The sequence below is a fragment of the Yersinia sp. 2545 StPb PI genome (genome assembly GCF_052217125.1).
GTDB classification, from domain to species: domain Bacteria; phylum Pseudomonadota; class Gammaproteobacteria; order Enterobacterales; family Enterobacteriaceae; genus Yersinia; species Yersinia enterocolitica_E.
In genome coordinates, this window is record NZ_JAZGPY010000001.1 from 4648549 (window position 1) to 4669963 (window position 21415).

The window sequence follows — 21415 nt, forward strand, 5'->3', positions numbered from 1 at the left end:
GCGCCCCTTTAACAACTTACGGCCTCACCCCAAGAGTATGGCAAATCGCATAACTCAACTCTGCCCGATTCAAGGTATAGAAATGGAAATCCTTCACCCCTTCACGGCTTAAAATCTTCACCATATCCATCGCCACTGAGGCACCCACCATTTTGCGCGTCTCAGGATCATTATCCAGCCCTTCGAAAATACTGGTCATCCAGTGTGGTACCCGCACGTTGGTCATGGTGGCAAAGCGCTGAAGCTGTTTAAAATTGGATACCGGTAAAATGCCCGGCACGATTTCAACGTCGATGCCGGTAGCCACACAGCGGTCGCGAAAACGCAGATAGCTCTCAACATCAAAGAAGAACTGGGTAATTGCCCGGTTAGCACCCGCATCAATCTTACGTTTGAGGTTGATCAGGTCAGCTTGCGCGCTTTTAGCTTCAGGATGGACTTCTGGATAAGCCGCCACCGAGATATCAAAATCCCCTACGTCTTTCAGCAAGGTCACCAAATCAGATGCGTACATTTCTGGTTTACCACTATCCGGTGGCAAATCCCCTCGCAGAGCAACGATATGACGGATACCGCTGTTCCAGTAATCGGTAGCAATATCACGTAACTGAGTCGGTGAAGCATCAATGCAGGTCAGATGTGGTGCGGCTTCCAGGCCAGTGCGCTCTTTTATCCCTTTGATGATGCTGTGGGTACGATCGCGCTCGCCAGAGTTCGCGCCATAAGTCACCGAGACAAACTTGGGTTTCAGGGTGCTCAGACGATCAATCGAACTCCACAGGGTCTCTTCCATCTCGCTGGTACGCGGCGGGAAAAACTCAAAAGAAACATTAATCTGACCCTGCAACTCTGACAGACTTTGATTCAGCGCTTCCCGCTGGTTGGCGTGGAAAAAACTCATACCCTGTTACTCCATTGTCGTTATGACGACTTATGTTATCTGTTACCGCTCATTTATGAGCGTCTATACGTTTAGACGGCTAAATAGAAAATGACGGAAGTTGGCTAAAGAGTCAACTTTTAAATAAGTTTAGGGTGATGATTAATCTTCACACGCCATACGCGGAAAATTCATGTAGACCTCTAACCCTTGAAGTTACAGGGGTTCGCGGTATTCGCTTACTGCCTGTCAGCAATATGCGCTCTTGGGGACCGGCATTAAAGAGGGGATGGGTTAAAGAGGCAGTTTCGCCTCCTCCGCTTAAGCAGAAGAGGCGAGTTAATGCAAATTACAGCAATTGAGACAGGCGGTTTAAATCAGACTGAATTGCACCAGCAGTAACATCACGCCCGGCACCTGGGCCACGAATGACCAGTGGGTTATCGCGATACCAACGGCTCTCAATGGCAAAGACGTTATCGCACGGCAGCAATGAGGCCAGCGGATGGTCAGCACGGACTGCTTCAACGCCCACTCGAGCCTTACCATTAGCATCAAAGCGTGCCACGTAACGTAACACCAACCCCATCTCATTCGCGGCTTCTAAGCGCTGAATCATTTGCTGATTCAATGCTTCGCCATTTTCAAAGAACTGATCTACCGACCCCACATCAGCACCAGCAGGCACCAGCGACTCCACCCGCACCTGATTCGGTTCAATGTCATAACCCGCTTCACGGGCCAGAATCACCAGTTTACGCATCACATCCTGGCCTGAAAGATCCACCCGTGGATCTGGCTCAGTCAGACCTTGTTGCCAGGCTTGATCTACTAATTCGGTAAAGGGTACCGTGCCGTCAAATTGCAGGAATAACCACGACAGCGTGCCGGAGAAGATACCACTGATCGCCAAGATACTGTCGCCGCTATCACGTAGATCACGCACCGTGTGGTTAACCGGTAAGCCAGCGCCCACCGTGGCGTTGTACAGCCAGTGGCGGCCGGTTTTGGCAAAAGCATCGCGAATTTGGCGGTAGTTATTGCTACTGGATGCTCCGGCCAGTTTGTTGGCGCTGATAACGTGGAAACCGTAGCTGGCGAAATCCAGATATTGTCCGGCCAGCGACTCACTAGCGGTCACATCCAGCACCACCAAATCATCAAACGGGTGTGCTCGCATCCATAAAAACAGCGACTCTTCATCCTGCTCTTTGGCTTCGTCATCATAAAATGCCAATGTCCGACTGGCATCCAGCCCATCGTAACTTAACAGGCTGCGGCGGCTATCCACCACACCTGCTAGCACAAACTCAAAACCACTGCGCGCCGAGATATTCTTCTGCTCGCGGGCGAACAGTTCCAGCCAGCGGGCACCAATATTACCTTTGCCAAACAGCATCAGACCAATGCGTTTTTCTGCACGGAACAGTGACTGGTGCAAGCCCTGAATCAGGTGTTCAGTCGGACCAAGGCGCAAAACGGCCACCATGCTGATCCCATCTTCTGCCTGCCAAATAAACTCAACTGGCTGATCTTTTAACTGTTGGTAGAACCGGTGGCTGTGCAGTGGGTTCTTGCAGACCCCCGCGCCCACCAGTGCGACCAGTGCCAGCCCTTCGCGTAGGGATAATTTACCCGGCAGCGCGGCATCTTCCAGCACTCTTAGTGCACTGTTAACTACTTCGGAGGTATAGCAGAGTTGCAACAGATTGCGATCGGGATGAATACCGGTGGCTAGCGGTTTGATTTGCGCACGTTTGAGTAGCAAATCAATCTCTTTCTGCGCCAGCGAGAAATCGTGATGACCGGCAATCTGCAATTCGATCAGGCAGACATCATCATGGCTGGTAACGATTTTCGCCCCCGAACCTGATGCCAGTACGCGCTCAATGCGGGTTGAACCCTGCTCTGGCTGATAACTACAACGCAGTTGTAAATCGATATCGCTGCCTGAAACCGGCTGTAGCGTGCGGGTATGCAGCACCGGTGCTGCCAGACGGGCCAATTCACTGGCTTCATCCAATCGTAGCAACGGTAACAGACAGGCATCTTTTACTTTGCGTGGGTCAGCACTGTATACCCCAGCAACATCACTCCAGATGGTCACGCGCTCGACACCCGCCAGCGCCCCGACTTGTGTCGCCGAGTAGTCACTGCCGTTACGCCCCAGCAGCACGGTTTCACCGGAATTACTGCGCGAGATAAACCCTGTCACCACCAAACGTTGATGTGGGTGCTGGGCCATTAATTGTTGTAACAGCGGGTAAGAACGGCCTTCATCGATTTGTGGTTGTGCCGCACGCTCTGCACGCAGGAAACTACGGGCATCCAGCCAGGTGGCGTTCATATCCTGCTTGTTTAAAACCGCCGCCATCAAACGGGCGGACCAAATCTCACCGTGCCCCACCACTTCGGCGTAAATTGCATCGTCGACTTTGTTATCCAGCAGGCCCGCCAGACGCTCCAAATCATGGATAAACTCACTAATCAGCGGTTCGGCCATTTCTGGAGACAATAAACCACTGATCAGATCATGTTGATAACGACGTAAATTTTGTTGCACCTGATGAGCAGAAAGACGATCACTTTGGCTCAGTTTCAACCAGCTAATCAGTTGGTTGGTGGTACTGCCTGCCGCAGACACCACCATCAGATCACCAGGATGACTGTAATTGGCCATAATATTGGCCACCCGCAGGTAACACTTCACATCCGCAAGGCTACTACCACCAAACTTATGCAGTTGACGGCCGGTCACCGCCGCTGCTACCGCTGTTGCATTCATGCTTACCTCGTTCCCGCCAACTGGAAAGCATTTTCCAAATCGGCAATCAAATCTTCGCTGTCTTCAATACCCACGGAAATGCGCAACAAGCTGTCAGTAATACCTGCGGCAATGCGCGCTTCTGGTGCCATACCGGCATGGGTCATGGTCGCTGCATGGGAAATCAGACTTTCCACACCGCCCAAAGACTCCGCCAGAGTAAATAACTCAAGGGCTGAGAGGAAGCGACGCAGTAGCTGTTCATCACCATCAAGCTCAAAACTGAGCATCGCACCGAAACCAGACTGCTGACGGCAGGCAATTTCGTGGCCGGGATGTTGTGGCAGAGAAGGATGATACAGCTTTTTCACTAAAGGCTGCTGCTGTAAATAACGAACAATCTCATCCGCGTTACGTTGCTGCTGAGCCATACGTGGCGACAAGGTACGCAAACCGCGTAATAACAGGTAGCTATCAAATGCTGCCCCCGTTACCCCGATATTATTCGCCCACCATGCCAGCTCAACCGCCAGCTCAGGATCTTTGGCAATTACCGCACCAGCGACCACATCAGAGTGACCATTTAGGTATTTAGTACAGGAGTGAACCACCAAATCCGCCCCTAAAGAGAGTGGCTGCTGCAAGGCAGGGCTGAGGAACGTGTTATCACAAACCGTCAGAGCACCTACTGCATGTGCCGCCTTGCAGATAGCGGCAATATCTACCACCCGTAGCAGCGGATTACTGGGTGTTTCAATCAATATGAGCTTGGGTTTTTCCGCCAAGGCCCGGCTCAATGCCGTTTCATCACCCTGATCGACAAACAGCACCCGATAAGCACCGCGCTTGCTCAGACTATCGAATAAACGATAACTGCCGCCGTAACAGTCGTGTGGGGCGACCAGCAAGTCACCCGGTTTTAGGAATGTGGTGCAAACCAAATGAATCGCCGACATCCCGCTGCTGGTCATGACTGCACCCGCACCACCTTCCAGTTCCGCCAGTGCACGCTGTACCACATCGCGCGTCGGATTCCCGCGACGTGAATAATCATGTGTGCGCGGCTGATTAAAATCGATAAAATTATAGGTACTGGAGAGGTGAATCGGGGGGACAACGCAGCCGTATTGCTCGTCATCGTTCAACCCGCTACGGACTGCTATTGTTGCCTGTTTACGCGTCATATGGATTTCCACCAGCCGGTTATCAAGAAAATGTTACGCCAGATTAGACGCACAAATTACGGACGTCAATACATCTGGACATCTAAACTTCTTTGCGTATAGATTGAGCAATGGAATAATAACCGCTAAAATTGTAGAGGCTTTAACTATCTTAATGATGTCAGTGAGTTTTCGGTGGTGTTTTGTTTAACCGCAAGGACCGTATCGAAAGGTAACGGCTATCAATAAGTAGTAAAATGATTAAATGGGTGATGTTGCTCTAGTAAAATCGACATTTATTTAGTGAGAACAGCGAAGATCGGGCATAATTGGCCGGTTTTCAGAATTTTGTATTTTCCCGACAAATTTAAGGTGTCCCATGGCTGAGTGGAACGGCGAGTATGTCAGCCCTTACGCTGAACACGGTAAGAAAAGCGAACAGGTCAAAAAAATTACGGTATCCATTCCGCTGAAGGTGTTAAAAATCCTCACCGATGAACGGACCCGCCGTCAGGTGAACAACCTGCGCCACGCCACCAACAGTGAATTGTTGTGTGAGGCCTTTTTGCATGCATTTACCGGCCAGCCGCTACCGAATGACGAAGACCTGCGTAAAGAACGTAGCGATGAAATCCCGGAAGCCGCGAAAATTTTAATGCGTGAGTTGGGTGTTGACCCCGATACCTGGGAATACTAATCCCCAGCGACCACTCGGTTCATTAGTCATAGTGAACCTGAAATGTAGAAACAAAAAAGGCACCCGAAGGTGCCTTTTTCATCTGACGGGCAATAATTACTTCTTAGCGCCCGGCATGCTGAAACGCTTGTTAAAGCGGTCAACACGGCCACCGGTAGCAACATCACGCTGCTTGCCAGTGTAGAACGGGTGGCATTCGCCGCACACGTCCAGATTCAGGTCATGACCAACAGTAGAGTTGATCTTGATAACGTTACCGCAAGAGCAAGAAGCAGTAACTTGTTCGTATTTAGGGTGGATACCTTGTTTCATGGAAAACCTCTATATTTAGGCCGTGTCGCTATCCAGCCCTGTTCCGCCAGACACCACACGATTGATAAATAACAATTTGATTGTTAACGAACAGCTGCGGATAAAGTAAGCAACGGTTGTTAACAGGATTTGATATCGAATTATACCAAAGGCGGCGAATCATACAGAATTTGACCAAACCGCGCAATCGAATCCGCACATTGTGAAGCACGCAGTGTAAACTGTTCAATCTTTATTTAGACCCGTCATACTTCAAGTTGCATGTGCGTTGGCTGTGCTCAATAACCCGAATCACTTACTCATGTAAGCTCATCGGGATTTTCTCGCTTGCCGCCTTCCTGCAACTCGAATTATTTAGGGTATAGGCCAATTGTACTTATTTAGACCAATTTTAGTTATCAGGATGAAAACACATGTCCGTTGTTCAAGTGGCATTACCCGTACCGTTGGCCCGTAGCTTTGATTACCGTTTAGACAGCGCCATGGCCTGCCCGGTGGTCGGTGCTCGCGTTAGTGTGCCATTTGGTAAACGCAAAGCCATCGGAATTGTGGTGGGTATCAGTGATACCAGCACATTCCCCCTTGAACAACTGAAAGCCATTGACGCCGTTCTGGATGAGCGCAGCTTATTCCCACCCAGCTTGTGGCGCATTCTCTGCTGGGCAACCGAGTATTATCATTACCCGATAGGTGAAGTGCTGTTCCATGCTCTACCTATTCTGTTGCGCCAAGGGAAGCCTGCCCAATCTGCGCCGTTGTGGCAGTGGTTCGCAACCGAACAAGGGCGAGCCACACCACCGGAAAGCTTAAAACGCGCCCCGAAGCAGCAACAAGCGCTTGCCGCATTATTGCAAAAACCGGTCTATCGCCATCAAGTTAATGAAATGGCACTCACCGAAAGCGCATTGCAGGCATTACGCAGTAAAGGGCTAATTGACCTGCGGGCGCAGGAAATCGCGACTACCGATTGGCGCAACGGCTTCGCCGTTCTGGGTGAGCGCCTGCGGCTGAATACCGAGCAGGCAACCGCCGTTGGGGCGATTCGCAGTGAAGATACCCAGTTTGCAGTCTGGCTGCTGGCTGGGGTGACCGGCTCCGGTAAAACAGAAGTTTATCTGAGCGTGCTGGAAAATATTCTGGCACAAGGCCGCCAGGCGTTGGTTTTAGTCCCTGAGATCGGCCTGACCCCACAGACTATCGCTCGTTTTCGCGAAAGGTTTAACGCCCCCGTTGAGGTGCTCCATTCAGGTTTAAATGACAGCGAACGTTTGTCCGTCTGGCTACGGGCGCGTAACGGTGAAGCCGCAATTGTTATTGGTACCCGCTCGGCACTGTTTACGCCGTTTTCCCGCCTCGGGGTCATTATTATCGATGAAGAGCACGACAGCTCTTATAAACAGCAAGAAGGCTGGCGGTATCATGCCCGGGATTTAGCCGTATTTCGGGCCCGTGAAGAAGGCATTCCTATCGTGATGGGCACGGCGACCCCGGCGCTTGAGACCCTGCACAATGTGCAAATGGGTAAATATCGCCAGTTGACGCTATCTAAACGGGCGGGGAATGCCAAACCCGCCGTACAGCATTTGCTCGATTTAAAAGGCTTACCGCTTAAAGTTGGCCTCTCTCAGCCACTGCTAAAACGGATGAAAACCCATTTACAGGCCGATAATCAGGTAATTTTGTTCCTGAACCGCCGTGGCTATGCTCCCGCGCTACTGTGCCATGAGTGTGGCTGGATTGCTGAATGCCAGCGTTGCGACCACTATTACACCTTGCATCAAAATCACCGTCAGTTGCGCTGCCACCATTGCGACAGCCAGCGCCCGGTGCCTCAGCAATGCCCAAAATGTGGTTCAACCCATCTGGTCTCTGTCGGTGTTGGCACTGAACAGTTAGAGAACGAACTGGCTCCTCTGTTCCCGGATACTCCCATCACTCGAATTGACCGCGATACCACCAGCCGCAAAGGCTCGCTGGAACAGCATTTGGCTGATGTCCATCAAGGGGGATCGCGCATCTTGATTGGTACCCAAATGTTGGCTAAAGGGCATCACTTCCCTGATGTCACGCTAGTGGCCTTGCTGGATGTCGATGGCGCACTGTTCTCGGCAGATTTCCGTTCGGCAGAACGGTTTGCCCAGCTTTATACACAAGTTTCAGGTCGTGCCGGGCGCGCGGGTAAGCAAGGTGAAGTTATTTTACAAACACACCACCCTGAGCATCCACTGCTGCAAATTTTGCTGCAACAGGGCTACGATGCCTTTGCCAAACAGGCCCTAGAGGAACGTAAAAGCGTATTTTTACCGCCTTATACCAGCCATATCATCGTGCGCAGTGAAGATCACGATAACCAGCAATCCGCGCTGTTCCTGCAACAATTGCGTAATTTGCTGGAGGCCAGCCCACTCAAAGATGATGCATTGTGGATTATGGGGCCAGTGCCCGCATTGCAGGCCAAACGCAGTGGACGCTTCCGTTGGCAATTGCTGTTACAGCACCCTTCACGGCAATTGCTACAACGGCTGATTAAAACCTCTCAGCCGCTAATCAATACATTGCCGCAGGCACGTAAGGTTAAGTGGACGTTGGATGTTGACCCAATAGACAGCTAATTCCCCGCCTTAATTAATGCCAATAACGTTGAGTACTCTCTCTTTCACTTGGGGAATTTATTGTTTGATCTGTGCCACAAAGCAATCGATTACCCGGCTTTCTGCGAGCCAGTTCGAAAAAACCTACTTATGTCACACTTTTTATGCAAATTAGGTAACAAATTACCCCCACTATCTGTATAGAATGACGGAAAGCCTGCATTAAGCATCAGTGCTGGCTCGGAGCCAGAGCAAGGAGAAAGGCGTTGGAACATAAGAAAGAATTCACGATGGCTACCATGAAAGACGTTGCTGAAATGGCAGGTGTTTCAACTGCGACGGTGTCACGCGCACTGATGAACCCGGAAAAAGTGTCAACAGTAACCCGGCAAAAAGTGGAGCAAGCTGTTCTGGCGGTGGGTTATTCTCCTCATGCTTTGTCCCGCAATATTAAACGTAATGAATCGCGCACGATTCTGGTTATTGTACCGGATATTAGTGACCCGTTTTTTGCTGATATCATTCAAGGGATTGAGTATGCGGCAGCCCAGCAAGGTTATCTGATCTTAATTGGCGATTGCGCACAACAAACCCAGCAAGAGCGTAGCTTCGTTAACCTGATCATTACCAAGCAAATTGATGGCATGTTGTTGTTAGGTTCCAATCTGCCTTTTGATGCCAGCAAAGAAGAGCAGCGCAATTTGCCGCCAATGGTGATGGCAAACGAGTTCGCTCCTGAACTGGAACTGCCAACGGTACATATCGATAATCTGACTGCCGCTTATGAAGCGGTTAATTATCTACATGAATTGGGGCACAAACGTATTGCCTGTGTTGCCGGGCCGGAAAGTTTGCCGCTAAGTCATTATCGGCTCCAGGGCTATATTCAGGCACTGCGTCGTAATGGTATCGCTGTCGACAGTGACTATATTATGCGCGGTGACTTTAGCTATGAAGCTGGCGCAGAAACCTTTGCGGTGCTGATGGCATTACCTCATCCCCCAACAGCAATATTTTGTCACAATGATGTGATGGCGATAGGCGCGATGTGGCAGGCAAAGAGAATGGGACTACGTATCCCGCAGGATGTCTCGCTGGTAGGCTTTGACGATCTGAAGTTGTCACAGTATTGTGATCCCCCTTTGACCACCGTGGCTCAACCACGTTATCAAATTGGTCAGCAAGCCATGTTACTATTACTTGAGCAGCTACAAGGGCATTCAGTACAAAGTGGCTCCCGGTTGTTAGACACCGAGTTAATTGTCAGGGAAAGTACTGCTGCGCCTAAACGCTAGGCAAATATTCAGGGGTTCAGTAACATGACGGACTTATTCCATCATCAAGACGCAGCGAAACGATAGTGGCACAAAGAGATTATGTAAGCCGAGGGCGCTCAGGAGCGCGGCGCAAAAGCACCAGCCGGAAAAAACGCAGTGCGCCAGCAGTATCTAAAACCGTGGTGGCGCTGGCCGTCGCGCTATTAGTGGTATTTGTTGGTGGCCTCTATTTCATCACCCATAATAAGCCGGGTGAGCTTCCGTTATTGCCCAGCCATGATCCTCGTACCGGTAATGGGTTACCGCCCAAACCCGAAGAACGCTGGCGTTATATTAAAGAGCTGGAAAACCGTCAGATTGGCGTCCCAACACCTACAGAGCCCTCTGCTGGTGGCGAAGCCAATTCTAAAACGCAACTGACTAATGAGCAGCGCCAATTGCTAGAGCAGATGCAGGCAGATATGCGCCAGCAGCCAACGCAGTTATCAGAGGTTCCGTATAACCAAGGGATGCCGGTGCCACGCTCTGCTGTGACCATCAAACCACCGGTCACGACCCTGCAACAGCAGCCGCTAACACCGCCGCGCCAGACTACCGCGCCGGTACAGCAGCAGACGCAGGTACAATCGCCTGTGGCTACCCCACAACGCGCGCAACCGGCAGCTCCGGTAACACCGGCCGTTACACCGCCGAAACCGGAAAAAGAGAAAGAAAAAACACAACGTTGGATGGTGCAGTGTGGTTCATTCAAAGCCATCGATCAGGCCGAATCTATCCGCGCCCAATTGGCATTTGGCGGTATCGAAAGCCGCATTACCAGCGGTGGTGGCTGGAATCGTGTGGTCCTTGGCCCTTACAGTACCAAAGCAGCCGCTGATAGTACCTTGCAACGTTTGAAAGGCGCGGGTCAATCAGGATGCATTCCCCTCGCTGTAGGGGGTTGAAAAGTCGCAATCCTCCCCCATTTATAATCTCAATATACCCCGTGCTGTTTTTTGACAGGCAGTACGGGGACTCATTCAGTCTGCAACGAGGGTCCGCTCGTGACAACAATTGTAAGTGTACGTCGTAATGGTCATGTCGTTATTGGTGGTGATGGCCAGGTCACTCTGGGTAATACCGTAATGAAGGGTAATGCCAAAAAAGTACGCCGCCTTTATAACAATAAAGTGATTGCGGGCTTTGCTGGCGGTACTGCCGATGCCTTTACGCTGTTTGAGCTGTTTGAGCGCAAACTGGAGATGCATCAAGGCCACCTGACTAAAGCGGCTGTCGAGTTAGCCAAAGACTGGCGTACTGATCGTATGTTACGCAAGCTTGAAGCACTACTGGCTGTAGCGGATGAAACAGCATCACTCATCATTACCGGCAACGGCGATGTTGTTCAACCAGAAGACGACCTGATTGCTATCGGTTCCGGTGGGCCTTATGCCCAATCTGCCGCGCGCGCGCTGTTAGACAATACTGAATTAAGTGCCAAAGATATCGTTGAGAAGTCTCTGAGCATTGCGGGGGATATCTGTATCTATACCAACCGCTTCCAAACCATCGAAGAATTAACGTATAAAGCGTAAGGATAGAGTGACATGTCTGAAATGACCCCACGCGAAATCGTCAGCGAACTTGATAGCTACATCATCGGCCAGGATAAAGCTAAACGTGCGGTGGCAATTGCCCTGCGTAACCGCTGGCGCCGTATGCAGCTCAATGAAGAGTTGCGTCACGAAGTTACCCCTAAAAACATTCTGATGATCGGTCCAACCGGTGTCGGTAAAACTGAAATTGCTCGCCGTCTGGCAAAATTGGCCAATGCGCCATTTATCAAAGTTGAAGCGACCAAATTCACCGAAGTGGGTTATGTTGGTAAAGAAGTGGATTCTATTATCCGCGATCTGACCGATGCGGCTGTGAAAATGGTTCGCCATCAATCAATTGAGAAAATGCGTTACCGGGCTGAAGAGTTAGCCGAAGAACGTATTCTGGACGTGTTGATTCCACCGGCCAAAAATAACTGGGGCCAGCCGGATGAAACACAAGAGCCATCCGCTACCCGCCAGGCTTTCCGCAAAAAATTGCGTGAAGGGCAACTGGACGACAAAGAGATTGAAATCGATCTGGCTGCTTCGCCGATGGGGGTTGAAATCATGGCACCTCCTGGCATGGAAGAGATGACTAACCAGTTACAATCTATGTTCCAGAACATCGCTGGTCAGAAACAAAAACCGCGTAAAGTCAAAATCAAAGACGCATTCAAACTGCTGATTGAGGAAGAAGGCGCGAAACTGGTCAATCCAGAAGAACTGAAACAGCAAGCGATTGATGCCGTTGAACAACACGGGATCGTGTTCATCGATGAAATCGATAAAATCTGTAAACGCGGTCAAACGTCAGGCCCGGATGTGTCCCGTGAAGGGGTACAGCGTGACTTGCTGCCATTGGTCGAAGGTTGCACCGTATCAACTAAACACGGCATGGTGAAAACTGACCATATCTTGTTTATTGCCTCCGGCGCATTCCAGGTGTCCAGCCCGTCAGATCTTATCCCGGAATTGCAAGGCCGCCTGCCAATCCGCGTTGAATTGCAGGCGCTGACCACCGATGATTTCGAGCGTATCCTGACCGAGCCAAGTGCCTCATTAACCGAGCAGTACAAAGCGCTGATGGCTACTGAAGGGGTTACCGTTGAATTTACTCGCGAAGGTATCCGCAAAATTGCTGAAGCAGCATGGCAAGTTAACGAGCGCACCGAGAATATCGGCGCACGCCGCTTGCATACCGTGCTGGAACGTTTGATGGAAGATATCTCCTATGACGCTAGCGAAAGTAATGGTCAATCCATCACTATTGATGCTGTATATGTTGGTAAGCATCTTGATGAGCTGGTAGCAGATGAAGATCTGAGTCGTTTTATTCTATAATTCGCTTTATATCTTTATGCTGGATAAAATAGTCCGCCAGGACAATATCGAGTGGGAGGCATCGCCTCCCACTGTTGTTTTTTGACAGACATAATGTTTTTAACACGCCGATATGGGCGGACCAGACTCCTAATATAATAAAATGAAGCGAAACATGAGCCTATCAACCAACACCAGCCAGACCCAGGCTTGGCTGGAAAGCCTGCGACCACGAACCCTGCCACTGGCCTTTGCCTCAATCGTTACCGGTTCAGCCCTTGCTGTCTGGCTCGATAGTTTTAAACCTGCCGTAGCACTCCTCGCCTTATTAACTGCTGGCCTGCTGCAAATTCTATCTAATCTGGCTAATGATTACGGTGATGCCATCAAGGGCAGTGATACTGAAGAGCGTATCGGGCCATTGCGCGGGATGCAAAAAGGGATGATTACCCGCCAGCAGATGAAAGTGGCGCTGATTGTCACCGTTATTCTGACGATTATTTCCGGTATCGCACTCATTGCTGTGGCCTGTGAAAAACCCAGCGATGTTTTAGGCTTTTTATTGCTTGGGTTAATGGCAATTGTGGCAGCTATTACCTATACCGTCGGTAGCAAACCCTATGGTTATATGGGGCTGGGTGATATTTCAGTACTGGTCTTCTTCGGCTGGCTGAGTGTCGCGGGGACTTACTATCTCCAGGCTGGGCACTTTGACACTATCGTGATGTTACCCGCCACGGCCTGCGGTTTACTGGCAACGGCGGTTTTGAATATTAATAATTTGCGCGATATTGAAAACGACGCAGCTAATGGTAAAAACACGTTGGCAGTGCGTTTGGGGCCGGTGGTCGCACGTTATTATCATGCCATATTAATCGCGGCAGCAATTTTGTGCCTGGCAATATTCACACTTCAGAATTTGCATAGCTGGGCCGGCTGGATCTTTATTCTAGCCGTTCCGTTACTGGTCAAACATGCGCTGTTTGTACTGCGTGAGCCTACTGCTGCGGGTATGCGCCCAATGCTTGAGCATATGGTTAAAGCCGCATTACTGACCAACGTTCTGTTTGCTGTCGGTCTGGTATTCAGTTAATCCCAGCGGTTTGTTCTTCAAACCTTCTCCGGGCCACACCCCATAAAGGCCAGCCCGGATAAATTTAACAATTGATGATTTTGCCAACAGCAGCCAGAAAGGGATATACTTAATCTCCCAGCCGCAACCAGACGTTAATCCTATGAAATATGATACTTCCGAACTCTGTGATACCTATCATGAAGAGGTAAATGTGGTAGAACCACTGTTCTCCAATTTTGGGGGGCGCACTTCATTTGGTGGCAAGATTACTACTGTAAAATGTTTCGAAGATAACGGCTTGTTGTTCGACCTGCTTGAAGAAAATGGTCTGGGCCGTGTTCTGGTCGTCGATGGCGGTGGCTCAGTGCGCCGTGCATTAATCGATGCTGAGTTAGCTGAATTAGCATTGAAAAACGAGTGGGAAGGCATTGTGGTTTACGGTGCTGTGCGTCAGGTAGACGATCTGGCGGAGTTAGATATCGGTATTCAGGCAATGGCTGCAATTCCGGTAGGTGCGGCAGATGAAGGCATTGGTGAGAGCGACATCCGTGTGAACTTTGGCGGTGTAACATTCTTCTCTGGTGACCACTTGTACGCAGATAACACTGGGATCATCTTGTCAGAAGAACCACTGGATATTGAATAATATCCCTCTGATTTTCATAAGAAAGGGCGATATTGATATCGCCCTTTTTGCTACTTCGTATTTGCAGTAGCTACGTGACAAGCCGCCTTCAACAACCGATTACGGTTGCGTTAAGCCAGCTAGCACTTAGACTTCTTCCATCTTTCCCAACAGTGCCCGCAGACGATCCTGCCAAACATGCTGCTCTTGTTTTAGTTGCTCATTTTCGCGCACTAAGGCTTCACGGCCACCAGCAGCATCCTGAACTTCTTGGGACAGGGTGTTATTCTTCTCTTTCAGCTCTTCAATTTCCATCTGTAGCAAAGTGATGGTATCAATCGCCTGCTGAACTTTAACTTCCAATTTCTCAAATACTTCAAATGACATTCTTCGGTCCCCTTATGGTAGCAAGGCGTACATCTTTTGGTCGCAGTCATCATTCTTAGCCGACGTCGCCGTATTAACTAAGTCACCGTATCTACTGAGCTGACACTCGGCAGATGAAACTGCTGTGAATACTTATCGCGCTATATATCCATCGAACTAGGTGTAACAAGCGCTATGTTCTAACGCGTTCCTTTGCAGAGGCAACGCAGCTTGATAAAAACGATGCTCTTGATAAACCGATTGTATGTAGCCAGCCCCCCCCTGTCTAGCGCCATACCGGTACAAACCACACTCTGTAGCAATTTCGTGTCAGTAACTATCAGCAAAAACCGAAAAACCGCTATGACCCATCCTGTAAAATTATACATGCCTTTAACAACTGATAGCGAAACCACTGGTCTGATCACACTTTCAAAGTCCCTTAACAGCCGTGAATAACGCGAAATCGCTCATTTTTATGACACACCACACACATTTTGATTTCGCTATTTCTCGTTTGTGCTCGTTAACGATAAATTTACATCACTCCCTTCGCGGTTCGAAGGGCAAAAATAAGAAATACCCTATAAATCTCTGTCTGTAGGACATCTACTATGAGCCAAACCGCTAGTTCGACGTTGAAGGGCCAGTGTATTGCGGAGTTTCTCGGTACCGGTCTGCTGATCTTTTTTGGTGTAGGCTGCGTTGCTGCATTGAAGTTGGCTGGAGCCAGTTTTGGGCAGTGGGAAATCAGTATCATTTGGGGCCTGGGTGTTGCCATGGCCATCTATTTGACAGCAGCAATCTCAGGTGCACATCTTAATCCGGCCGTAACCATTGCATTGTGGTTATTCGCTTGTTTCGATCGCCGTAAAGTTCTCCCTTACATTGTGGCGCAGGTTGCCGGCGCATTTTGCGCTGCCGCGTTAGTGTATGGCCTCTATTACAACCTGTTTGTCGATTTCGAACAAACGCACCAAGTGGTTCGCGGTAGCGCCGAGAGCCTGAATCTAGCCGGAATCTTCTCAACTTATCCAAATCCACATATTTCTGTGTTCCAGGCCTTCCTGGTTGAAACAGTGATTACTGCCATTCTGATGTGTCTGATTCTGGCACTGACCGATGATGGTAACGGTATTCCACGCGGCCCACTGGCTCCTCTACTGATTGGTATCTTGATTGCCGTTATCGGTGCATCTATGGGTCCATTGACTGGGTTTGCATTGAATCCAGCACGTGACTTTGGTCCAAAGGTATTCGCTTATCTGGCAGGTTGGGGCGAAATTGCCTTCACTGGCGGGCGTGATATTCCTTACTTCCTGGTCCCTATTTTCGGGCCTATCGTCGGTGCATTACTCGGTGCTTTCGGTTATCGCGCCCTGATTGGCCGCCATTTACCGTGCGATGTGTGCGTGGTTGATGATGAAGAAACCACGGTAACGACCACAGAACGTAAAGCATAAATAATAGATACTACCCAATAGATTTACGGCAACTTAAAAGTAGGCTAACTATGACAACTGAAAATACTACTCAAAAGAAATACATTGTCGCGCTTGATCAGGGAACCACCAGCTCCAGAGCCGTGGTGCTGGATCATGATGCCAATATCGTGAGTGTTTCTCAGCGCGAATTCACTCAAATTTACCCTAAAGCCGGTTGGGTTGAACATGACCCGATGGAAATCTGGGCGACGCAAAGCTCAACACTGGTTGAAGTACTGGCAAAAGCCGGTATCAGTTCTGACGAAATCGCCGGTATCGGTATTACCAACCAACGTGAAACCACCATTGTTTGGGATAAAGTAACTGGGAAACCAGTGTATAACGCCATTGTTTGGCAATGCCGTCGTACTGCTGATATCTGCGAAAAACTGAAAAAAGAAGGGCTGGAAGAGTACATCCGTTACAACACCGGCCTGGTGGTCGACCCTTACTTCTCCGGCACCAAAGTGAAATGGATCCTTGATAACGTCGAGGGTGCCCGTGAGCGCGCTGAACGCGGTGAGTTACTGTTTGGTACGGTGGATACCTGGCTGGTATGGAACATGACCCAAGGCCGCGTACACGTTACGGATTACACAAACGCATCACGTACCATGATGTTTAATATCCGTACCAAAGAGTGGGATGACCGTATGCTGAAAGCGCTGAATATTCCGCGCGCTATGCTGCCTGAAGTCCGTCCATCCTCAGAAGTTTACGGCCAGACCAACATTGGTGGTAAAGGCGGGACCCGTATTCCAATCGCAGGGATCGCGGGTGACCAGCAAGCGGCCTTGTTCGGTCAGCTTTGTGTACAACCCGGCATGGCTAAAAATACCTACGGAACCGGCTGTTTCTTGTTGATGAATACCGGTACAGAAGCCGTTCAGTCTACTCATGGCCTGCTGACTACTATTGCCTGCGGCCCACGAGGTGAAGTTAACTATGCACTGGAAGGCGCGGTATTTATTGGCGGCGCATCTATCCAGTGGCTGCGTGATGAGCTAAAACTGATCAGTGATGCTACCGACTCCGAATATTTCGCCACTAAAGTGAAAGACAGCAACGGCGTATACGTAGTGCCAGCGTTCACCGGCCTCGGTGCCCCTTATTGGGACCCGTATGCCCGAGGTGCGATTTTCGGCCTGACACGTGGGGTTAACAGTAACCACATTATCCGTGCAACCCTTGAATCGATTGCTTACCAGACGCGTGATGTACTGGATGCGATGCAGGCAGATGCCGGCGAACGTCTGAAATCACTGCGTGTGGACGGTGGTGCGGTGGCGAATAACTTCCTGATGCAGTTCCAGGCCGATATTCTGGGTACCCGCGTTGAACGCCCAGCGGTTCGTGAAAGTACCGCTCTCGGTGCTGCGTTCCTGGCAGGTCTTGCGACTGGCTTCTGGAGTGATCTGGATGAAGTGAAAAGCAAGGCAACGATTGAGCGCGAATTCCGCCCAGGGATTGAAACCACTGAACGTGATGTTCGCTACCGTGGCTGGAAGAAAGCCGTGGCGCGTGCCCAGGCATGGGAAGAGCACGAAGAGTAACGGCCCGCTTGTTTTACACTGTTTTTTGTAAACCAAAGGCGCCATCATTCCTGATGGTGCCTTTTTATTGTGAAAAATCTCATCCCGCCAAAAGACACCCCTACGGCTTTACTTCGCAAAGATGGTAGAATTCCTGCTTACATCCTTCTTCTATTACCCTAAATAATTCGAGTTGCAGAAAGGTGGCAAGCGAGAAAAGCCCCAAGAGCTTACATTAAGTAGGTGACTGGGATGAAAAATCTGCTTGCAGCGGTCTCGCCTTGCGAGGCCCATTGACGAGCCAAGTAACGAGCGTAGCCAACGCACATGCAGCTTGAAGTATGACGGGGATACAGGTCTAACCATGAAACGTGAACTAGCCATCGAGTTTTCCCGTGTCACCGAAGCTGCCGCGCTGGCAGGCTATAAGTGGCTGGGCCGGGGCGATAAGAATGCCGCCGACGGCGCTGCCGTACGGGCCATGCGTATTATGCTCAATCAAGTCAATATTGATGGGCAGATTGTTATCGGTGAAGGTGAAATCGATGAAGCACCGATGCTGTTTATCGGTGAAAACGTGGGGACCGGTCAAGGTGATGCGGTTGATATTGCGGTTGACCCGATTGAAGGCACCCGTATGACCGCCATGGGCCAGGCAAATGCGCTGGCGGTGCTGGCGGTGGGAGATAAAGGGACATTTTTACATGCCCCGGATATGTACATGGAAAAGCTGGTAGTTGGACCGGGAGCCAAAGGGGCTATCGACCTTAACCTACCGCTGGAACAAAACCTGCGCAATATCGCCATCAAGCTCAATAAACCCTTGAGTGATTTAACTGTTATCACACTGGCTAAACCACGCCATGACGGTATCATCGCTGAAATGCAGCAACTTGGGGTGAAAGTGTTTGCCATTCCAGATGGCGACGTGGCAGCGTCCATTTTGACCTGCATGCCAGAAAGCGAAGTCGATGTGATGTACTGCATCGGTGGTGCGCCTGAAGGTGTCATTTCTGCTGCGGTGATCCGTGCACTGGATGGCGATATGCAAGGCCGCTTGTTGCCACGCCATCAAGTTAAGGGCGATAACGAAGATAACCGCAGTATGGGTGAACAAGAATTGATTCGTTGCAAATCCATGGGTATTGAAGCAGGTAAAGTGCTGTTATTGGGGGATATGGCCCGTAATGACAATGTGATTTTCTCTGCAACCGGTATTACCAAAGGCGACTTGCTGGAAGGGATTTATCGTAAAGGCAACATGGCGACCACTGAGACACTGCTGATCCGGGGTAAATCCCGCACTATCCGCCGTATCCGTTCGACCCATTTCCTTGATCGCAAAGACTCAGCATTACACGAGTTCTTGCTGTAAACCGCCCCGTGAATCTTTTTCGTCCTCTTTGAGCAAAAAATAAAACGGGTACCGCATTAAATCAGTACCCGTTTTTATCTGCCGACTTAAGCATGATGCTCTTGTGGTTGCATCCGATGAGATAACGGCCACCAACACAGCAAAATCAGAATTGCCATGGCAAACATCAGTAGCCCCAAACTAAATTGCCCGGTTTGTGGCAGCATAGCTGACAACCAGGTAGCCAATCCTGATCCCATATTCTGCAATCCCCCCACTAATGCCCCTGCCGCACCGGCCAGGTATGGAAACGGCTCCATGGCACCGGTAGTTGCCAGTGGGAACAGCATTCCGGCGCCAAAGAAGAACAACGCTGCCGGTATCACCAGCGTCCAGATATTCATGATGCCGAACCAACCAGGGATCCACATCATCAACCCGGCCAGCAGGCAACTGATAACCGAATGCCACATCAGGCTGTGAAAGGTTTTACCTTCGCGCTCGGCATACCATGCACCGAAAAATGCGGCTGGGATCGGCAAAATAAACAGAATACTGACCATCATACCGCTCAGCCCCAGCCCCCCCCCCATCAACACGCCGGCACTGGCTTCAAATACGGCAATCCCGGCCAACGCTCCAATCAACATGATTAAATAGCAGCTAAAGGCCCGGTCAGAGAGTAACAGGCGGAAGCTGGCCAACATTCGCCGCTTTTCAGTTTGCTGTGGCCGAGTCTCCGGCAACCAGCGGAACATACAAAACGCCACACCACCACACAGAAATAGCAAGAACGCATAGCAAGCGCGCCAGCCAAATAGACTGGCCAGCACTCCACCGATAACCGGTGCCATTAAAGGGCTGACTAAAATACCCATATTTAACATACTGTTGGCGTAGCGTAGCGCCGTACCGGCATATAAATCCCGTGGCATGGTGCGTGCCATCACACCTGCAACTCCCGTCCCCATCCCCTGCAAAGCGCTGGCAGCAACCAACATGGTCAGGCTATCCGCCAGCCAAGCCCCAAGCGCCCCCAACATGAATATCATCATACCAACCAGAATCACCGGCCGGCGACCAACCCGGTCTGATAGCGGGCCATAAATCAATTGTGAAAAACCATAGGTCAATAGATACGCTGCCATCACGCGCTGCACCACTCCGGTGCGAACCGATAAATCACGGGCGATATCCGAGATAACCGGCACATAAATGGTTTGCGCCATCTGACCAACGGCAACCAGGAGGATCAACATAACCAGCAGGTGGAAATTTTCTATTTTTCTCATTGTCTTAACTAGTCTATTAGCCGGACTACGTGCCACATTGATATTGAAAAAGTGACACACCTCACTATTGGCGCATAAGCTAACAAATCTAGAAATTTTAGCGAGCCAGCACGACATATTGCCAAATAGCCAACTGGCAGATAAAAACACCATGGCCGTAAAGTAAACTGTCCAGATGAACCTTGATGGAGAAGAGATGTGTTTAAATATTGGAAAATAATTATACGATAAGCCTGTTTTTTGAACAGAACAGATCGTTATATTAGGGTGCTCCAGCGCGGTAAAGCATTTATGCGGCAATCGTGAATAATGGCATAACCTAAAAGCAATACATGGAGAGAGATAATTTAAAAGCGGTAATCATTGACGCTAAATAAATCTGTTGCGTATCGATAGTGGTTAAATAATGTTCTAAACGTACAATAATTTCCGTTTCCTGAGCGGACCTCAAAATTAGCAATTGTATTAATAGAGTTCTGAATAAAAATGTGACTAAAAAATACTATAAAGACCCCACAAAATAGTCTATACCAATTAATATCCCCCCGGTATCATTCAGCGAGTTTTATATTTACTGATACACTTTGTTTTTTATTAAATTATTTTTCATACAATAACATCATATTATGAGTAACAGGATTTAAAATCACCGATTGAATAAGCCAAATCATCAATATAAGATTTATTTGCACCACTCATGGCTAATAAAGTCGATGGGTGAAATCTCAACCTAAAGAGGTGATATATGTCTAACTGGAATGATATAGCAAGTATATATAAATTAAGTATTTATATTTCCAATGGTGAGAAATCGACTTCTATCTATGCCAATGGTAATAATCAAATACCCGTAGATATAATTATTGAAGCTAGAGATAAAAAAATAACCCAGTATTTTTATCCAGCGATGAAATATACGACCATATTAATCTCGTCGATTATAAAAATACGCCTATTCCCAGCAGGATATTAACCAAATCAAAAGTGGCTGGGGAATATGTTTATCCTGTTCTCAAGCAAATATCACGAGACAATCCCGGTAACCCTTGTCACTTCTATTTATCTGTTCCTAAAGTTTCAGAGTCCCCACTCAAAGTATATGTTCA

The 21415-nt window shown here is 49.4% G+C and carries 18 protein-coding genes; 12 read left to right on the plus strand and 6 right to left on the minus strand.

Going from position 1 to position 21415, the window contains the following annotated elements; translation table 11 throughout:
* Nucleotides 1-16: 16 nt before the first annotated feature.
* From metF to metB, 3 genes are all read right to left on the minus strand, one after another.
* Nucleotides 17-901, minus strand: a complete 885-nt coding sequence (gene metF, locus V1955_RS21555) for a methylenetetrahydrofolate reductase (protein WP_083161792.1) — start codon at nt 899-901, stop codon at nt 17-19.
* A gap of 328 nt (nt 902-1229) precedes the next feature.
* Nucleotides 1230-3665: a bifunctional aspartate kinase/homoserine dehydrogenase II gene (locus V1955_RS21560; protein WP_083161790.1), complete on the minus strand. Its 2436-nt coding sequence runs from the start codon at nt 3663-3665 to the stop codon at nt 1230-1232.
* 2 nt (nt 3666-3667) lie between these two features.
* Nucleotides 3668-4828 carry a cystathionine gamma-synthase gene (gene metB, locus V1955_RS21565; RefSeq protein ID WP_442821380.1) on the minus strand — a complete coding sequence of 387 codons (1161 nt, stop codon included), beginning with the start codon at nt 4826-4828 and terminating at the stop codon, nt 3668-3670.
* A 358-nt stretch (nt 4829-5186) separates the two neighbouring features.
* Here metB and metJ point away from each other — a divergent pair, with 358 nt between their 5' ends.
* Nucleotides 5187-5504 carry a met regulon transcriptional regulator MetJ gene (gene metJ / locus V1955_RS21570; protein ID WP_004392248.1) on the plus strand — a complete coding sequence of 106 codons (318 nt, stop codon included), beginning with the start codon at nt 5187-5189 and terminating at the stop codon, nt 5502-5504.
* Between the two features lie 96 nt (nt 5505-5600).
* Here metJ and rpmE read toward each other — a convergent pair whose 3' ends face one another.
* Entirely contained in the window at nt 5601-5816 is a 216-nt protein-coding gene (rpmE, locus tag V1955_RS21575) for a 50S ribosomal protein L31 (protein ID WP_083161786.1), read from the minus strand.
* Nucleotides 5817-6229: 413 nt separating this feature from the next.
* Between rpmE and priA the strand changes: the two genes are divergently transcribed.
* The 7 genes from priA to rraA all read left to right on the plus strand — a co-directional run bounded on the left by priA (nt 6230) and on the right by rraA (nt 14302).
* A complete protein-coding gene (priA, locus tag V1955_RS21580; RefSeq protein ID WP_083161784.1) occupies nt 6230-8428 on the plus strand; it encodes a primosomal protein N' in 2199 nt (732 codons plus the stop codon).
* Between the two features lie 245 nt (nt 8429-8673).
* Nucleotides 8674-9702, plus strand: a complete 1029-nt coding sequence (gene cytR, locus V1955_RS21585; RefSeq protein ID WP_083161782.1) for a DNA-binding transcriptional regulator CytR — start codon at nt 8674-8676, stop codon at nt 9700-9702.
* Between the two features lie 65 nt (nt 9703-9767).
* Nucleotides 9768-10628: a cell division protein FtsN gene (gene ftsN, locus V1955_RS21590; protein ID WP_442821381.1), complete on the plus strand. Its 861-nt coding sequence runs from the start codon at nt 9768-9770 to the stop codon at nt 10626-10628.
* A 99-nt stretch (nt 10629-10727) separates the two neighbouring features.
* Nucleotides 10728-11258 carry an ATP-dependent protease subunit HslV gene (hslV, locus tag V1955_RS21595; RefSeq protein ID WP_005190517.1) on the plus strand — a complete coding sequence of 177 codons (531 nt, stop codon included), beginning with the start codon at nt 10728-10730 and terminating at the stop codon, nt 11256-11258.
* Between the two features lie 12 nt (nt 11259-11270).
* Entirely contained in the window at nt 11271-12602 is a 1332-nt protein-coding gene (gene hslU, locus V1955_RS21600) for an HslU--HslV peptidase ATPase subunit (protein WP_083161778.1), read from the plus strand.
* 154 nt (nt 12603-12756) lie between these two features.
* Nucleotides 12757-13674, plus strand: a complete 918-nt coding sequence (locus tag V1955_RS21605; RefSeq protein ID WP_083161776.1) for a 1,4-dihydroxy-2-naphthoate polyprenyltransferase — start codon at nt 12757-12759, stop codon at nt 13672-13674.
* Nucleotides 13675-13816: 142 nt separating this feature from the next.
* A complete protein-coding gene (gene rraA / locus V1955_RS21610; RefSeq protein ID WP_083161774.1) occupies nt 13817-14302 on the plus strand; it encodes a ribonuclease E activity regulator RraA in 486 nt (161 codons plus the stop codon).
* Between the two features lie 126 nt (nt 14303-14428).
* On the opposite strand, the gene zapB is transcribed toward rraA, so the two are convergent.
* Nucleotides 14429-14668 (minus strand): septal ring assembly protein ZapB, encoded by a 240-nt coding sequence (gene zapB, locus V1955_RS21615; RefSeq protein WP_004704796.1) that lies wholly within the window; start codon nt 14666-14668, stop codon nt 14429-14431.
* Nucleotides 14669-15261: 593 nt separating this feature from the next.
* Here zapB and V1955_RS21620 point away from each other — a divergent pair.
* The 3 genes from V1955_RS21620 (at nt 15262) to glpX (ending at nt 19038) form a co-directional block, all read left to right on the plus strand.
* On the plus strand, nt 15262-16110 hold the full coding sequence (locus V1955_RS21620) for an MIP/aquaporin family protein (protein WP_083161772.1): 849 nt from the start codon (nt 15262-15264) through the stop codon (nt 16108-16110).
* A gap of 50 nt (nt 16111-16160) precedes the next feature.
* Complete coding sequence (gene glpK, locus V1955_RS21625) at nt 16161-17684, plus strand: glycerol kinase GlpK (protein ID WP_083161770.1); 1524 nt, start codon at nt 16161-16163, stop codon at nt 17682-17684.
* 343 nt (nt 17685-18027) lie between these two features.
* The gene (glpX, locus tag V1955_RS21630) at nt 18028-19038 is read left to right on the plus strand and encodes a class II fructose-bisphosphatase (protein ID WP_442821382.1); all 1011 of its coding nucleotides are present in this window, start codon (nt 18028-18030) and stop codon (nt 19036-19038) included.
* A gap of 86 nt (nt 19039-19124) precedes the next feature.
* Here the strand turns inward: glpX and emrD are convergent, their stop codons facing one another.
* The gene (gene emrD / locus V1955_RS21635) at nt 19125-20309 is read right to left on the minus strand and encodes a multidrug efflux MFS transporter EmrD (protein ID WP_442821383.1); all 1185 of its coding nucleotides are present in this window, start codon (nt 20307-20309) and stop codon (nt 19125-19127) included.
* A gap of 745 nt (nt 20310-21054) precedes the next feature.
* On the opposite strand from emrD, the gene V1955_RS21640 reads away from it, so the two are divergent.
* Nucleotides 21055-21282: a hypothetical protein gene (locus V1955_RS21640; RefSeq protein ID WP_442821384.1), complete on the plus strand. Its 228-nt coding sequence runs from the start codon at nt 21055-21057 to the stop codon at nt 21280-21282.
* Nucleotides 21283-21415: the final 133 nt, after the last annotated feature.

Bases quoted from the DNA above. Each gene is read 5' to 3' on its own strand.
- V1955_RS21620 (WP_083161772.1), top strand. From the start codon at position 15,262: ATGAGCCAAACCGCTAGTTCGACGTTGAAGGGCCAGTGTATTGCGGAG.
- emrD (WP_442821383.1), bottom strand. From the start codon at position 20,309: ATGAGAAAAATAGAAAATTTCCACCTGCTGGTTATGTTGATCCTCCTG.
- V1955_RS21605 (WP_083161776.1), top strand. From the start codon at position 12,757: ATGAGCCTATCAACCAACACCAGCCAGACCCAGGCTTGGCTGGAAAGC.
- glpK (WP_083161770.1), top strand. From the start codon at position 16,161: ATGACAACTGAAAATACTACTCAAAAGAAATACATTGTCGCGCTTGAT.
- metB (WP_442821380.1), bottom strand. From the start codon at position 4,828: ATGACGCGTAAACAGGCAACAATAGCAGTCCGTAGCGGGTTGAACGAT.
- priA (WP_083161784.1), top strand. From the start codon at position 6,230: ATGTCCGTTGTTCAAGTGGCATTACCCGTACCGTTGGCCCGTAGCTTT.
- rpmE (WP_083161786.1), bottom strand. From the start codon at position 5,816: ATGAAACAAGGTATCCACCCTAAATACGAACAAGTTACTGCTTCTTGC.
- V1955_RS21640 (WP_442821384.1), top strand. From the start codon at position 21,055: ATGTCTAACTGGAATGATATAGCAAGTATATATAAATTAAGTATTTAT.
- V1955_RS21560 (WP_083161790.1), bottom strand. From the start codon at position 3,665: ATGAATGCAACAGCGGTAGCAGCGGCGGTGACCGGCCGTCAACTGCAT.
- metF (WP_083161792.1), bottom strand. From the start codon at position 901: ATGAGTTTTTTCCACGCCAACCAGCGGGAAGCGCTGAATCAAAGTCTG.
- rraA (WP_083161774.1), top strand. From the start codon at position 13,817: ATGAAATATGATACTTCCGAACTCTGTGATACCTATCATGAAGAGGTA.
- hslU (WP_083161778.1), top strand. From the start codon at position 11,271: ATGTCTGAAATGACCCCACGCGAAATCGTCAGCGAACTTGATAGCTAC.
- zapB (WP_004704796.1), bottom strand. From the start codon at position 14,668: ATGTCATTTGAAGTATTTGAGAAATTGGAAGTTAAAGTTCAGCAGGCG.
- glpX (WP_442821382.1), top strand. From the start codon at position 18,028: ATGAAACGTGAACTAGCCATCGAGTTTTCCCGTGTCACCGAAGCTGCC.
- metJ (WP_004392248.1), top strand. From the start codon at position 5,187: ATGGCTGAGTGGAACGGCGAGTATGTCAGCCCTTACGCTGAACACGGT.